This is a genomic window from Vibrio gazogenes (genome assembly GCF_002196515.1).
GTDB lineage: Bacteria > Pseudomonadota > Gammaproteobacteria > Enterobacterales > Vibrionaceae > Vibrio > Vibrio gazogenes_A.
Genome location: NZ_CP018835.1, coordinates 1,263,681 through 1,277,654, shown reverse-complemented (window position 1 = coordinate 1,277,654; position 13,974 = coordinate 1,263,681). Strand labels below are relative to the sequence as shown.

Sequence of the window (13,974 nt, the reverse complement as noted above, 5' to 3'; positions counted from 1 at the left end):
TCCTGTGTTAGGCCGATAACTTTTCGGCAAGCTCAACAATACTGAGTCCATGTGAACTAACGGAACAGAGATGCATGATCAACTTAGAAGAGTTTGTCCATTCGATTCATGTGGCGACGGCTTCAGCCGGAGAAGCGCTCATCCAGAAAAACCTTGATTTGCTGGAGCGATTTTTTGAGCCGGCGGATGATGATGATGAAGACATCACACATATGGCAGAAATCGGCCGTTCCGATGCCAAAGTTGAAGGCAAAACACTAAAGCGCGGTGAGAAAAAAGAACCACCGTCGGATGATGCACCGAAGCTGTTTATGCATGGTGAATACGGGGGCGAGATTCCGATTCTTAAACCGAAAATGGTCGCAATGCAGTATCCGACGGTGACTCGCAACGGGCCGGGTATCCAAACTGTCAATGTTCCGTTGATTACTCTGATTCCGTTATCTCAGGTTGAACTCCGGGAAATGAGTTTTTCTACGGAATTGGAGCTCAGTGTCAACGGTGATGCACTGCAAGTTTCATTTCCTAAACGAACGCTCAAAGCCAAAGAAATGGCAGAAGAAGGTGCCAAGCAGGGGCATGGTGGTAAAGCCAAGCTGGAGGTAAAAATCGCAGCGATGGAGACGCCGGACGGGCTGAAATATATCGTTGATGGTTATGAAAGAGCGTTGAGAGCGCAGGTTCCGGGTTAATTCATGAATGAAATCGTGATGAATCAATAATAAATTTGATTCATCACCATAACAGACAGTGACTGACCGTTACTGACTGTTATCACGTCGAGCACGGGGTTGAGTGCTCTCTGATGAGTGAAAAGCAGGTGTTTACACACAGATAAGGAGTCTTTATGGCTGTCTCTTCCGGGCCGGGTCTGGTCTCAATGGCGCAACAATTCAGTGGTCTCCCGATGGGAGATTTGATCGGCGGGCCGCTCATGGCCGCTGCCGATGCGAACAATAAAATGGCGATGACACAGGTGAAGTTCATGCTGGATACCTGTTTCAGTAAACAGGCTGTCAAAGGTGGGAGTGACGATCAGTCATCAGGTTCCGAATATCAGCCGGTGATGGTTGATTTGAAACTCAAGCGGCCCGTAATTACGACCACCAAAGGTGAAAAAGAAGGAGACTCGACCGTTACTACCGATACCGCGGAATCATCGATTTCGATTCCGTTGCTGACATTGCTTCCTTTGAATGCACTGGCGGTTGATGATGTCAGTATCGAATTCAATATGGAAGTGAAGTCCAGCTTCTCGAATGAGCAAAGTCAGCAAGAGAAAGAGAATATGAGCGCTCAGGGGAGTTTTGAAGCGAAGATCGGTTACGGCCCGTTTTCTGCCAGTGTGAGTGGTAGCGTTTCGAAATCTTCTGAAAAGAGCAACAGCAACACAGAAAAATATGAGAAGAGTAATAAAGCGAGTTATGACGTTAAAGTTCATGCCGGTCAACTGCCGTTGCCTGAAGGGGTTGGTGTGATCATTAAGGCTTATACCGACAATATTGCACCGATTATGGTGACTGAAAACAAATCATCATCGTGATGAAATAACCTCACTTGGCCAGCCTGCTAGTCTATGCCCTGGGGTTGGCCCTTTTTCTCTATGACCATGTTTGTCTTTATCTCAACAGAGGTGTTGCCATGAATACCCAGTTACCTTGTCCGACTTGCCTTGAAAACGGTAAGAAAAGCATCATTCACATTGAGCCTGAATTGTTGTTATCCGGTGCACATTTCTCGTGTCCGATCTGCCATAGCTCGGTGTCGCTGTCGATCAGTAGTTATCCTATTTATCGTCAGGGGTTAGATAAGTATCGCCAATATCAAATGGTGACTCACGGGCTGAAAGCAGAAGGCGAGCGGCCGAAACTTGATCGTCGCTAACTTAATCGTAGCTAGCTTAATTATGGCTCACTTAATCGTACCCTACGTAATCGTAGTTTACTGAGATAAAGGTATGCGTGATGAAGAAGAGTAAGTCTACAAAGACTCAACCCCAATCTTCCGGGATGTTGGCTGAGTGGTTGATGCGAGATATTCTCCGGGCCAAAGCGCGTGCGGAAGATGAAAAATTCTCACCGCTTCAGGACTACTTTTCCATTGATGACGATGCGATGATGACGGCCAAACCGGTCGGGATCAAAATGCCTTGTGTGACTGATGAGGGCATTCATTACCAAGTGCAATGGATACCGTTATACATGTTGTGCCCGTGTCGTTTTTTCAAAGTTGAGAGTTTGTCACTTGAGTTGAATGCCTACCTTGAACAACGTGACCGAGATGACACAACTGCGGTTGCGCCGCAGGTGACGTTATCTAAAAAAGCCCGCTGGTGGTCGAACAATACACCAGTCAAAATGTCGCTGCATTTTTCAGAGTCCTCGGGGCAAACGATCCGTATCGCGTGTGATGAGCCCATGCCCGCTGCGCCATCCCCAGAGACGGATTGACTCTGGGAATGTCACTTATCTTGTTTAAGCCGGGCTGGAGACAAGTCTGATGGTATACAGCATGACTTTATACGGCATGATGCGCCAGATAAGCTTTGGCCGGAGCGCTGCCCATGTAGCGGGTTAAGGTCTTTTCTGACACTTGGCGGAGATCGACCACAATCAGGCCGTCAAGGGAATCATGAAAATCCGGGTCAACATTGAAGCAGGCAAATTTGCCGTTCAGTCCCAAATACTGCCGCAATAGCACCGGTACGCCTTTTCCTTCATCGATTCGGGCAATCACTTTGGACAGCAGTTGTAAGTCTGCCAAGGCACTGAGCAGGTGAATACTCCAGTCATGGGATTTGTGGGTCGGTAGTGGATTGGTCGGCTTGACGAGCTGCGCCTGCTCGGGATCGTAGTAATTCAGAGTCATCGTTTGTGCCATCAACTGACGGGCATCATCACTGTACTCATTACTGATACTGACGGGGCCAAACAGGTGCGTATATTTGGGATGGCGGGTGACGAAAGTCGCGATCCCTTTCCAGAGCAGTAGCAGGGATGCCATGCTTTTCTGATAAGACTGCGCAACCACAGAACGCCCCATTTCTATAGAGTGACCCATTTGATGAATGAACTGCGGGTCATAGTTGAACAAGGTACTGGAATACAGCCCGGCCAGACCATGCTCCGCCATCAGTTGATCGACCAGACCTAAGCGATAGGCACCGACCAGTTCATCAGCTTCCCGATCCCAGATAAACAAATGGAAGTAATGACGGTCGAACTTATCTATATCCAGTGCCAGCCCGGTTCCTTCACCGACCTGACGGAAGTTGATTTCCCGGACACGGCCGATTTCGTGCATGATGCATGGGATTGAGGCTGCTTTGGCGCAATACACATCAAATTCATTATATTGCAATATGTGCTCTTCTGCGGATAACCGGGCCAGATCACTTTTCAGATCATCAAGCGGCAGACGAGGCGCGACAGGAGGGAGGGTGAGATCGCCATCTTGCTTGTTGCGTTGTTTTTGGGTCGCCGGATTGAGCAGGTAGGTATTAAAGCGAAGGTAATGGACCAATTGCTCATCATTGAGAGGGGTGACTTCTTTATACTGAATTGACTGCCCGATGGCGATCTCGATTGAACGGGATTTTTTATTGAGTAGTTCCCGCCCGAGCATCAGCGTTCTCAATAGCGGGTGAATTTTTCCTGCCATATAGAAACGCTTGGAGTTTTGCCCATTAATAAAGATGGGCACTGACGTTGCGTGGTGTTTTTTAATTAAGCGGCTGACAGACGTGCTCCACGCTTTATCCTGTAGCCGTTGTTGTTTGATATCGACCAGATGAGAGACTTCTCCGGCAGGGAAAATCAGCAGCAGACCACCGTGTTCCAGATGACGATGGGCAGCTCGCATGGCTTTCCGGTTCGCCTGTTGTGATTCACTGGTGTTAAAAACATCGACACCGATAAATAGCGAATCTAATTCGGGAACGGTTTTCAGATAATGATTGGCGAGAATTTGGATATCAGAACGAATTTGTAGCAGCATTTCAGCCAGAATCACGCCTTCAACACAGCCGAGTGGATGGTTGGCAACCACGACGGTCGGGCCGGAAGCGGGAATATGATTCATGTTCCCTTTAATCACCCGATAATCGATACCTAAAATTTCCAAAGTGAATCTTAAAAAGGTCTGAGTATCGCAGTTTGCCGGACGCTGCGCGTAAAACTTATCTAATTTGGTTAAGCCTGTTGCCCATTCCGCAATGTGTTCTCCGACACCAAATGGCGTCTTTTGGGGAAGCTTAAAAGGACTATTCGCTAACATATCAACCTCGAATCATGATGATGATTTCTATGCTAGGGCGGGTTTGTTGCAGACGCGCTTCAGATTTATGAGGCTTTCATGTCATGCCGGTGACGTTCTGATGACCTTGTTGTTGCAAGATAATGAACGCCATTTGATTTAGTTCAAAAAAACGGTAGCTTAGTGTCTGTTCTCAGGCTTTCTGCTTGAAGCTTTTACCTTGAAGTAAGAGACTGAGCACCTTATGGTTTTATGACTGCTTTAGACGTTCAAGCTATAATCTTTCTACATCGAATCAAGAGATACCAATTAGGGGAAAATTATGTTCCAAGCTCTCTATATCGACAAACAAGGTGATGATTATCAATGTGCGCTGAAAACCCTGCAGGATGAGGATTTTCCTGAACATGGTGATGTGATCGTCCGGGTTGATTATTCCACGCTGAACTTTAAAGACGGATTGGCGATTACCGGAAGTTCACCGGTCGTCCGTTCTTTTCCTATGGTTCCGGGGATTGATTTCTCTGGTGTCGTTGAATCGAGCCAGCACCCTGATTTTTCAGTTGGTCAACGGGTATTGATCAATGGCTGGGGACTGGGTGAGAAATACTGGGGCGGTCTGGCACAAAAAGCCAAAGTTCCGGGTGAATGGTTACTACCGGTGCCAGCAACACTCAGCAATTTCGATGTGATGGCGATTGGGACAGCCGGTTATACGGCGATGCTCTCGGTTCTGGCATTAGAGAAACAAGGCGTATTACCGCAGAATGGGCCGATTTTGGTGACCGGGGCCAATGGTGGTGTCGGTGGATTTGCGGTCGCATTTTTGGCAAAACTCGGTTATGAAGTTGTGGCTTCGACGGGACGTCCTGAAGAAGCGGATCGGCTCTATGCGCTCGGTGCATCTGAGATTATTGAGCGGCAGAGTTTGTCTCAACCGGGAAAACCGCTGGCAAAAGAACGTTGGGCGGGTGTGATTGATTCTGTCGGCAGTCATACATTAGCCAATGCTTGTGCGTCAACGGTATATGGCGGTGTCGTCACCGCATGTGGACTCGCTCAGGGGATGGATTTTCCCGCCAGTGTGGCACCGTTTATTCTACGCGGTGTGACTTTAGTCGGGATCGATAGTGTGATGTGTCCGATGAATGAAAGACATATGGCATGGGAAAAAATTGCCGAGTTGGTCGATTCAGACCTCATCGCACAGGCCAGCCGTGTGATTGGTATGTCGGAAGTCATTGAGACCGCACAAGCCTTACTGGCAGGCAAAGTGGCAGGGCGAGTGGTTGTCGATGTCAATCAGGCTTGATTTATTGACCTGACAGACTTGTCATTTTCATCACCGGAGAGATATGCTCCGGTGATGTTGAAGTCGGGTTCGCTTATCTTTCTTTTAGTTCCGCTCTCCCTTTTTTACACCTACGATTCAAATCGCTACTTTCATATTGTTGAGCGTCAAACCGCTTACCATTGACCCCTTGATCATTGGGTTATTTATCATTGAGCCATTTATCATAGAACCATTTATCGTAGAACAACGAACCTTCAAAACCGGATTTCTCCCACCAATCATCAGACTATTCATGCCCGTTGATGTGATCCGCTGGCGGGGCTCTATCGTTATTGGGAGGTAAATCATGGGGGATGGCTGTGTGATGCTACTGCGAAAATCTCCCCCACGCAGCGATTGTATCTTTGTATTTTGTCTAAGCTTTTCTATATTTAGGAATGTTTTATATGTTCCATGCGTATTATGAATCGCGATGTTTGGTCGATTTTGTCTATAAAATCAATATGATACTGTTTTTATATATCAAAATTATCTGAATTTATTTGAGATTTGCAGGTCGAATGGAAACAAGGTGTTGGATTCTGGTTTAAAAATGATTCAGGTAAAGGTTTGATGATCATGTTTATCAGAGCGAAGCATCACTATATACCTTTGAGGGAATTGACATTGTATAAAGTAAAAGCTTTTCTGGGGCCGTTATATCCAATTGTTAGCGCTGCGGTTGTTTTTATTCTTCTTTTTACGATTTCCCGTTTAGGTCTGTCGTTATGGCAGGTTGAACGGGTGAATGATGCCCAAGGATGGGGAAATATTTTCTTGGGCGGTTTACGGGTTGATGTATCGTCGATCTGTTACTTGTTGATCTTGCCTGCACTTCTTTCTGCACTTTTTTCAGGCGATCATCTGATTGGACGTTGCTGGCATGTCATTCTCCGTATCTGGTTGACTGCCGGATTATGGCTGGTTGTGTATATGGAAGTGGCAACCGTTCCGTTTATTCAAGAATATGACCTTCGTCCGAATCGATTATTTATCGAGTACCTGATCTATCCGAAAGAAGTTTTTGGGATGCTTTGGAGCGGCTATAAACTGGAGCTGCTGATTGCTTTGATTATATCGGTGGCAACGATTTTCATTGGTTGGCGCTGGTCGAAGACATTGGTGACAGGACTTTCTTTCCCGCGCTGGTACTGGCGTCCGGTGATTGCCGTTGTTGTGGTTGCTTTGGGTGTGATGGGGGCTCGTTCGAGCTTTGAGCATCGTCCGATGAATCCGGCGATGGTGGCTTTTTCCAGTGATCCATTGATGAATGATTTTGCATTAAACTCTTCTTACTCGGTGATTTTTGCTGCTAAACAGATGGGCTCTGAAGCCAGTGCATTTCAGTTTTATCCGAAAATGGCCAAAGACAAAATTATCAAAGAGGTGAAAGCCTCGATGAATGTTCAGCCGCAAGATTTTGTGCCGGGTGATAAACCGACATTGGCTCGCCATCAGGCACAGTATCAGGGTAAACCGAAGAATATTGTCATTTTACTCTTGGAGAGCCACGGGGCTCAGTTCGTCAGTCGCCTCGGGGGCATTGATGCTTCACCGAATATCGATCACTTAATCGATGAAGGTTGGGCCTTTACCCGGATGTATGCCACAGGAACCCGCTCTGTCCGTGGGATCGAAGCTGTAACGACCGGGTTTACACCGACACCGGCGCGTGCGGTTGTGAAACTGGGCAAGAGTCAGACGAACTTTTTCACGATTGCCGATCTCTTGAAAAAGCAGGGCTATCATACGCAGTTTATTTACGGTGGAGAGAGCCATTTTGACAATATGAAGAGCTTTTTCCTCGGCAATGGCTTTGTGGACATGCAGGATTTTCCAACCTTTAAGTCCCCTGAATATGTGGGATCATGGGGAGCTTCCGATAGTGACTTGTACAAAAAAGCGGATGAGCAATTTACCCAGTTGGATGCACAGCATAAACCTTTCTTCAGTTTGGTGTTCTCCTCATCCAATCACACGCCGTATGAGTTTCCGGATCGCCCGTTTGAACTGTATAACCAGCCGAAGAATACGGTAGAAAATGCAGTGAAGTATGCCGACTATGCTTTAGGCCAATTTGTGAAGAAGGCCAAGCAGTCTGCGTATTGGAATGATACGATCTTTGTCGCTGTGGCTGACCATGATGCCCGAACCAGCGGTAATTTACCGGTGCCTATCGGCCACTTTAAAATTCCGGCGATTATCTTTGGTGGTGGTATTGAACACCGACTGGATGATCGGTTGGTCAGTCAGATTGATCTGCCACCGACACTATTATCTCTGGCGGGGATCAGTAGTATCAATCCGATGGTCGGCAATGATATGACCAAAACAGTGCCGGTCGACAAACAGCGGGCCTTGATGCAACGGGATAAAAACTTTGGTTGGATGACCGCCGATAATCAAGTGGTGGTGATTCGTCCTGAGCAGGGGATTACAACGTATCAGTATGATCCGCAAAAGGATACGTTAACCGACCATCCTGTGGCTGAACCTGTCGTAGAAAGGGCTCACGCCTATGCAATGTGGGGGAGTCTGGCTTTTCGGGATAATTATTATCAAGCGCAAGAGAATTATCACTAGCTTCAGATAGGGCGGATTGTTTCGGGGCGGCAGAGGCCGCCCCGCTTCAAATCACGGACGAATGGTGATAAACAGGGGTTTCTATCATCATGACATTGGGCGTCTACATTGGTCGAATAAATCGCGAAGTCTGACCTACACTTGAGGGATGTAGGTCTAATTGGATATAGCGATGGCAGATCAAAATATCGGACAAATACTCCAGTCTTTCAATAACATAGAATCTCGAATCCAAGAGCAGAATGGTATGTTGCGAGAGTTGACTGCGAAGGTGAAGTCACTCGAAGCACAGAATAAGCAACTGGTTCAGATGATCCACCAATTGCAATCACACGCATCAACCCCGCCTGAGGAATATGGTCAGAGTAAAGCTGAGTTTCAGGAGAAAGTCACGCGTAGTTTACGGTCGATTGAAGATAAATCGAAGAAAGCGATTGAGCTGATTAAAGCCAATGGCGGTAAAAAACGTGCTTGGCCATAATCGATAGAATGAGCCATGAATCGGGTAGGCCGCGAGTTTCAAAGAGCGTGTGATATAAAAACGTTCAGGCAGCACATGATACTGCCTGAACGTTTTTATTTTGAGCAATTTGCATTGACGATGTCGCTTGTTTGAGCAAATTTTTGCCATGCGCGCATTTTCTATAATAGTGAATGAACTTTTCCTTATTATATCTGTGTGATATAAACCTCATGCATATCAAGTGCCGCTATTTAAATTTAGCTGGTCTAGATTATGTTGGCTGGGAAATATTTTTAAATGACTTTTTGAAATCCCAACACTTACTTTAAAATCATAGAATTGGAATCTTTATGAAAAAAATATTTATTTTCGTGATTGGCCTTATGGTGCATGTGAATTCATTCGCTTTAGACGCGCAAGGAAATGGTCGTGGATGGATTAGTTTAGGTGTGCCCAATTATATTCACATGGGAACAGACGGCCGATTTTATCTCAATGGGACTCATCAGGGACAATGTGCAGGTGTTAGACCGCAATATTTTAGATTGAATATGGATAAACCACATTTTAAAGAGTTCTATTCATGGTTGCTTTCAATGCAAGTACAAAAGAAAAGTCTCGATTGTGTCGTCGATAGCGGTTGTGGCAGTGATCAGGTCTGGGTGAGTTACTGCCGAGGCAGTATGTAGTTATATCAGCCTATCTCTTGGCTTATATCGGTTTGATTTGTTCCAAGAGGTGCAGAAATCTCAATATTTGATATCGGTGATGGCTGATTTAGTGATGGGGTAAAATCTTTTTTACCCCAGAAACGTGATTGATCTATTCGTCGCGCAGCATCACATCGAGTTGATCCACCAACTCGACCCAATCCGCATCGTCCTCAATTGCCTGTTTCAAAAAAGCGGATTGGGAAGCTGTCCAAAAGCTGGCTTCATGTATCAGTGTTGAGTCTCGTGAATGTCGATGGTTTTTCACGAACGCTTTGATTTCTTCCGGTGAACTTCCGAGACCAAGCTGTTCGAATAGATCCGACATGTCGTGTTGATAGATTTCCATCACTGCCTCCTGAGTTGTGTCCACTTACCTGAAGTATATACGTTGTGCAAAAATTAGTCGGTTTTAACGTCGTGACTGATATTTTGGTTTACAGATTGGCATAAAGAAAAAGGACTTTCCATCGACCAAGACACCGGAGCGGTGAAAACCAGCCAATATTGTGACAACGAACTGGTCAGGGCTTTAAAAGGGTGATGACTGCCGGACGTGAATTAATCACCCGTGTTTTTGCATGGCGGATAGAGTCCGGCTTAGCGCCTTCTTTTAACTTGGAGTTCTGTGAATAAGTGTATTTTTAGGGGAAAAAGAGTGATTGGGTAAAACGGTTTTGCCCAAATTCGAGCTAGTCAACATGACTAGCTCAACTATACCTATTTCAATTACATCTCTACAATTCTTCCATCTTCAATTGTTTGCTCTAATGAAAATGAATTTAATACTCCTTGTATCACCAGATAAACTAATACCTCATCAGCGTTATTTGTTAATCCTCTAACGCCTTCTGGGGATACTCTTATTGCAGTCCCCTCATAGACATCAATACAATCATCATCAATTAAAAACTGCCCGGTTCCTTTGATAAAAAAGTAAATTTCCTCATTTTTTAGATGTCGATGATAAAATGGCAGCGAGGTATGCGATTCCAATTGGTTTAAAGAAACGATGGAACCAGAGCAATTGAGAACCTGACTCAAAAATAATTTACCAGCAACTTTTCCTGCAATCGCATTATGGGCAAATGTGTATTTTCTTAAATCCGATAAGTTTTCAGTTTTGAAAACTGAATAGTGGTTCCTATGTTCGACCCGATATTCTTCTGACATCACCATACTCCTTAGTTATATTTTTGTGTTCATGATGATGCTAAACTGCTTCACTATATGTTCAAGGTAATATAGTGAAAGAGGGATTTGTATGACGTGGCCTAAAGAAAGAAAATCGAAAAGTCGGGAAGAAATTTTAGAAAGTGCATCTCGCCTCTTTACTGCTTATGGATACGATAAAATCTCTATAGGGGACGTGATGAAAGATGCAGGAAAAACACATGGGGGCTTTTATTCACACTTTTCATCAAAAAACCATTTGTACGCTGAAGCAATCACCAAAGCAGCAAAAATGAGCATGGACAAACATTGGGACACCAATATTAATACCGTGTTCACAAATTATCTCAGTATGTCTCATGTCAATCTTAAGGATCCATCTTGTCCTCTTGCATTTTTAACCACCGATGTTGCCACAAAGGAAGAGGAAATAAGAGATGTATACACCAATGTTTTTAAAGGATTTTCAGCTTTAATAGAACACAACAAACAAGTGAAAGATAAAGAGATGTCTTACGCTATTTCAGCAATGCTCATTGGCGGCGTTGCTATCGCCAGAGCGTTAACAGATGAGCAACTGGCACAAGATGTGTTGGATTCATGTAGAAAAGTTTGTGAACAGGTGTCTTCTAACAAGGAGTGATAGTAAGAGTCTGGTTTGTTGTGGCACACAAAAAGTGATAACTGTTTTAAATGTTTTCACTACTTTTTGTCATCCGAAATAAACCCTTTTAGGTTTAACTCGTAACACAGTTTTGTCCATAAACGTGTTAGTCAACATCATACTAATCACTAAAATAATAGTGGCTCATCATCACGGAACCCAAATCAAATTAATTTCCTAGTTTCATATCTACAACTGCATCTCACTTACCACCACTGTATAATACGCGCTCATTTTAATAATAAATAAAAACAATTAAATTCAATAAGTTACCAAATCATTCAAGTCTACAACCTGATGGCTTATGAGTTCGCTCAGGTTGAAGGGGATTTCATGTCCTTGCGTGAGTCCGATGTGAAATCTGTAATTCCCTTCGGGATATCCTTTCAAGCCTTTCTCGAACAGCTCCGCACCGGGCATCAGGTATTGCTTACTGATGTTCCGTCTATCCCTTTACTGATCCAAGATCGGGATGAATGGGGCAATCTATACTGGCGGGTCAATCCTGCGGTTGAATCCAATATCGATTCGTTGGCTCACAAAGCCTATACCGAGAGAGTGGGACTGGTGAATCATGGGGTCGGTTCATTCTATTCCGGGAGTGTCAATGCGTTGGTTTATACCGAGCCTTACATTGAGCCTGAACCCGTGAAATTATCCCTGAAAGAACGCTATGAGAAACAATGCCGGGAAAATCATCTCAATAGTGAAAAAACGTGGGCGATGCTTCAGGAAAGAAAAGCTCAGGAAAAGGCACAGGAACAGCAATTTTTTCTGGGATGGATGCAGGTCGAATCAACGCAATCTCAGCAAGATTTGTGGACAAGTCTGTTCACTTCTGACACGACCACGACACAAAAGCAATTAGTCAAAAAGTATAATACTCATCTGAATGAACCCGTTCGTCAGGGCGAAATTGTTATATTACCAACCACGGAGCCAACGACCGATAAAGAGAAGCAGTCGCTTACTGAGTTACAGGAAGAGGCGCAAGCAGCTAGTACCGAATTAGCGAAGCTTAGTGATGAAGAGGTCGCAACTGTTTACCGCCATTTTGAATTATTAGACTATTATGCTTCGAACGGTTTGAAATATATCCGGGATAACGGCTTACCTTCGGATCAATATGCTTATGCATCAGTCGGTGTTAGTGCCGTTGCGACGGGGATTGAAAGTCACTTAAAGCATGTCGGTAGTATCATTCAGGAAATAAATTCTCTTTATGTAACCCAAGTGGCTATGGCAAGTCGTACAGGTGGGATTAATTATGGTTCTTTTGTTGCCGAGCGTGCGGCACTGCTCAATAAACTGGATCAATCGTTTACCCGCTTTTCGAGTCGCGCTATAAACATCCCGGCTTTCCGGCAGGTGAAAAAATCACTCAGGCTTTCTACAAAATCAGTGATTCATCATGCAGATGAAATTATTGAAAAGGGAATTGTCCCGAACCTTGGTAAACGGATTGCCAATATTTCAATCGGAATTCAAGGTGCCAAATATGTTGGGCGCGTTGGAGTTATGCTATCAGGTGCCAGCGCTTTAGAAAATATTCATCAGGCTTGTGTTTCTGATGAAAATGGCGAATGTGCTAAGACATCGGTTGTAGAAACAGCAATGAAAGTTGGTTATAACAAAGTAAATCAATGGACGCTTAACGCTTGGTCACTTGTTGTTTTGAGTTTTTAAAGTGTTGTGACGTTGGTGAAAGCGCCACTGTTTGCGACGTTATGTTCACCCTCATGGGAGGCAAATTTGGTACGAAGAACATTAATCAATAAGTTTCACCTTTTTGAAATTAATACAAAGGATACGCTTAGCTATTTGTTGCTAAAAAACACTACGATTGACCCTCGTTCAATTCAAGAAGATGTTTTTCGACAGCATTCAGAATTAACACGACAGCAAGTGGATTTATTGCTTAAATTTCATTTGTCATCTCTCGGAGATGCACCTCAAAAAGTGAGCAAGATTGGAAGCATGGAAGTTTTCCCAATAGGGGAAGAGTTATATTCTGATATAGAAAAGCACGAGCTTGAAATCAAACTCATACGTTACTCGAATAGCAATTTTGTGATTCTAGGTACAGCTGAAAGTGACGAAGTGTTTTTAGATGCTTACCTTGATGAACTTGACGATTATGGTGAGGGTTATAGCTCTATAGTCGAATCATACATTGTTCATTTTATGCCAAGCGTAAACTATAAGCATATTAGTGATATCGACGAAATTTTCTCTAATTGCACGGTATATGACTATGAAACAATGGCTTGGGTTACACCAAAGACCTCAACATACTTTTCCTAATCTGACAGAAACACTATAGAGCATCATTTTTAAAACGTTTCTGTCCATAAACGTGTCAGTCAACACCATACTGACCACTAAAACAATAGTGGCTCATCATCACGGAACCCAAATCAAATTAATTTCCTAGTTTCATATCTACAACTGCATCTCACTTACCACCACTGTATAATACGCGCTCATTTTAATAATAAATAAAAACAAGTAAATTCAATAAATTACCAAATCATTCAAGTCTACAACCTGATGGCTTATGAGTTCGCTCAGGTTGAAGGGGATTTTATGTCCCTGCGCGAGTCCGACTTAAAATCTGTGCTCCCGAACAGAATGTTATTTCAAGCCTTTCTCGAACAGCTCCGCACCGGGCATCAGGTGTTGCTTACTGATGTTCCGTCTATCCCTTTACTGATCCAAGATCGGGATGAATGGGGCAATCTATACTGGCCTATACTGGCGGGTCAATCCTGCGGTTGAATCCAATATCGATTCG

Annotated in this window: 15 protein-coding genes; 12 read left to right on the top strand and 3 right to left on the bottom strand. The window is 44.3% G+C overall.

Going from position 1 to position 13,974, the window contains the following annotated elements; translation table 11 throughout:
- Positions 1–74 precede the first annotated feature (74 nt).
- From BSQ33_RS05845 to BSQ33_RS05830, 4 genes are all read left to right on the top strand, one after another.
- On the top strand, positions 75–692 hold the full coding sequence (locus BSQ33_RS05845; protein WP_072963602.1) for a DUF2589 domain-containing protein: 618 nt from the start codon (positions 75–77) through the stop codon (positions 690–692).
- 155 nt (positions 693–847) lie between these two features.
- A complete protein-coding gene (locus BSQ33_RS05840; RefSeq protein ID WP_198298157.1) occupies positions 848–1,543 on the top strand; it encodes a DUF2589 domain-containing protein in 696 nt (231 codons plus the stop codon).
- A 98-nt stretch (positions 1,544–1,641) separates the two neighbouring features.
- Positions 1,642–1,884: a hypothetical protein gene (locus tag BSQ33_RS05835; RefSeq protein WP_157721354.1), complete on the top strand. Its 243-nt coding sequence runs from the start codon at positions 1,642–1,644 to the stop codon at positions 1,882–1,884.
- An 80-nt stretch (positions 1,885–1,964) separates the two neighbouring features.
- Positions 1,965–2,450, top strand: a complete 486-nt coding sequence (locus BSQ33_RS05830) for a hypothetical protein (protein WP_157721353.1) — start codon at positions 1,965–1,967, stop codon at positions 2,448–2,450.
- 67 nt (positions 2,451–2,517) lie between these two features.
- Here the strand turns inward: BSQ33_RS05830 and BSQ33_RS05825 are convergent, their stop codons facing one another.
- A complete protein-coding gene (locus BSQ33_RS05825; protein ID WP_088133621.1) occupies positions 2,518–4,275 on the bottom strand; it encodes a lysophospholipid acyltransferase family protein in 1,758 nt (585 codons plus the stop codon).
- A 301-nt stretch (positions 4,276–4,576) separates the two neighbouring features.
- Between BSQ33_RS05825 and BSQ33_RS05820 the strand changes: the two genes are divergently transcribed.
- The 4 genes from BSQ33_RS05820 (at position 4,577) to BSQ33_RS05805 (ending at position 9,322) form a co-directional block, all read left to right on the top strand.
- A complete protein-coding gene (locus BSQ33_RS05820) occupies positions 4,577–5,566 on the top strand; it encodes an MDR family oxidoreductase (protein ID WP_088133620.1) in 990 nt (329 codons plus the stop codon).
- A gap of 648 nt (positions 5,567–6,214) precedes the next feature.
- Positions 6,215–8,170, top strand: coding sequence for an LTA synthase family protein (locus tag BSQ33_RS05815; protein WP_198298156.1), 1,956 nt, complete (start codon positions 6,215–6,217; stop codon positions 8,168–8,170).
- A gap of 172 nt (positions 8,171–8,342) precedes the next feature.
- Entirely contained in the window at positions 8,343–8,651 is a 309-nt protein-coding gene (locus BSQ33_RS05810; RefSeq protein ID WP_088133619.1) for a hypothetical protein, read from the top strand.
- A gap of 332 nt (positions 8,652–8,983) precedes the next feature.
- Complete coding sequence (locus tag BSQ33_RS05805) at positions 8,984–9,322, top strand: hypothetical protein (RefSeq protein WP_088133618.1); 339 nt, start codon at positions 8,984–8,986, stop codon at positions 9,320–9,322.
- Positions 9,323–9,455: 133 nt separating this feature from the next.
- Here the strand turns inward: BSQ33_RS05805 and BSQ33_RS05800 are convergent, their stop codons facing one another.
- Together BSQ33_RS05800 and BSQ33_RS05795 are read right to left on the bottom strand one after the other, a co-directional pair.
- Positions 9,456–9,692, bottom strand: a complete 237-nt coding sequence (locus tag BSQ33_RS05800) for a DUF2789 domain-containing protein (RefSeq protein WP_088133617.1) — start codon at positions 9,690–9,692, stop codon at positions 9,456–9,458.
- Between the two features lie 380 nt (positions 9,693–10,072).
- Complete coding sequence (locus BSQ33_RS05795; RefSeq protein ID WP_088133616.1) at positions 10,073–10,516, bottom strand: hypothetical protein; 444 nt, start codon at positions 10,514–10,516, stop codon at positions 10,073–10,075.
- Between the two features lie 91 nt (positions 10,517–10,607).
- Between BSQ33_RS05795 and BSQ33_RS05790 the strand changes: the two genes are divergently transcribed.
- The 4 genes from BSQ33_RS05790 (at position 10,608) to BSQ33_RS21515 (ending at position 13,958) form a co-directional block, all read left to right on the top strand.
- Positions 10,608–11,159 carry a TetR/AcrR family transcriptional regulator gene (locus BSQ33_RS05790; protein ID WP_088133615.1) on the top strand — a complete coding sequence of 184 codons (552 nt, stop codon included), beginning with the start codon at positions 10,608–10,610 and terminating at the stop codon, positions 11,157–11,159.
- Positions 11,160–11,513: 354 nt separating this feature from the next.
- Positions 11,514–12,866, top strand: coding sequence for a hypothetical protein (locus BSQ33_RS05785; protein WP_157721352.1), 1,353 nt, complete (start codon positions 11,514–11,516; stop codon positions 12,864–12,866).
- 66 nt (positions 12,867–12,932) lie between these two features.
- On the top strand, positions 12,933–13,484 hold the full coding sequence (locus tag BSQ33_RS05780) for a hypothetical protein (protein ID WP_088133613.1): 552 nt from the start codon (positions 12,933–12,935) through the stop codon (positions 13,482–13,484).
- A 246-nt stretch (positions 13,485–13,730) separates the two neighbouring features.
- Entirely contained in the window at positions 13,731–13,958 is a 228-nt protein-coding gene (locus BSQ33_RS21515; RefSeq protein WP_157721351.1) for a hypothetical protein, read from the top strand.
- Positions 13,959–13,974 lie beyond the last annotated feature (16 nt).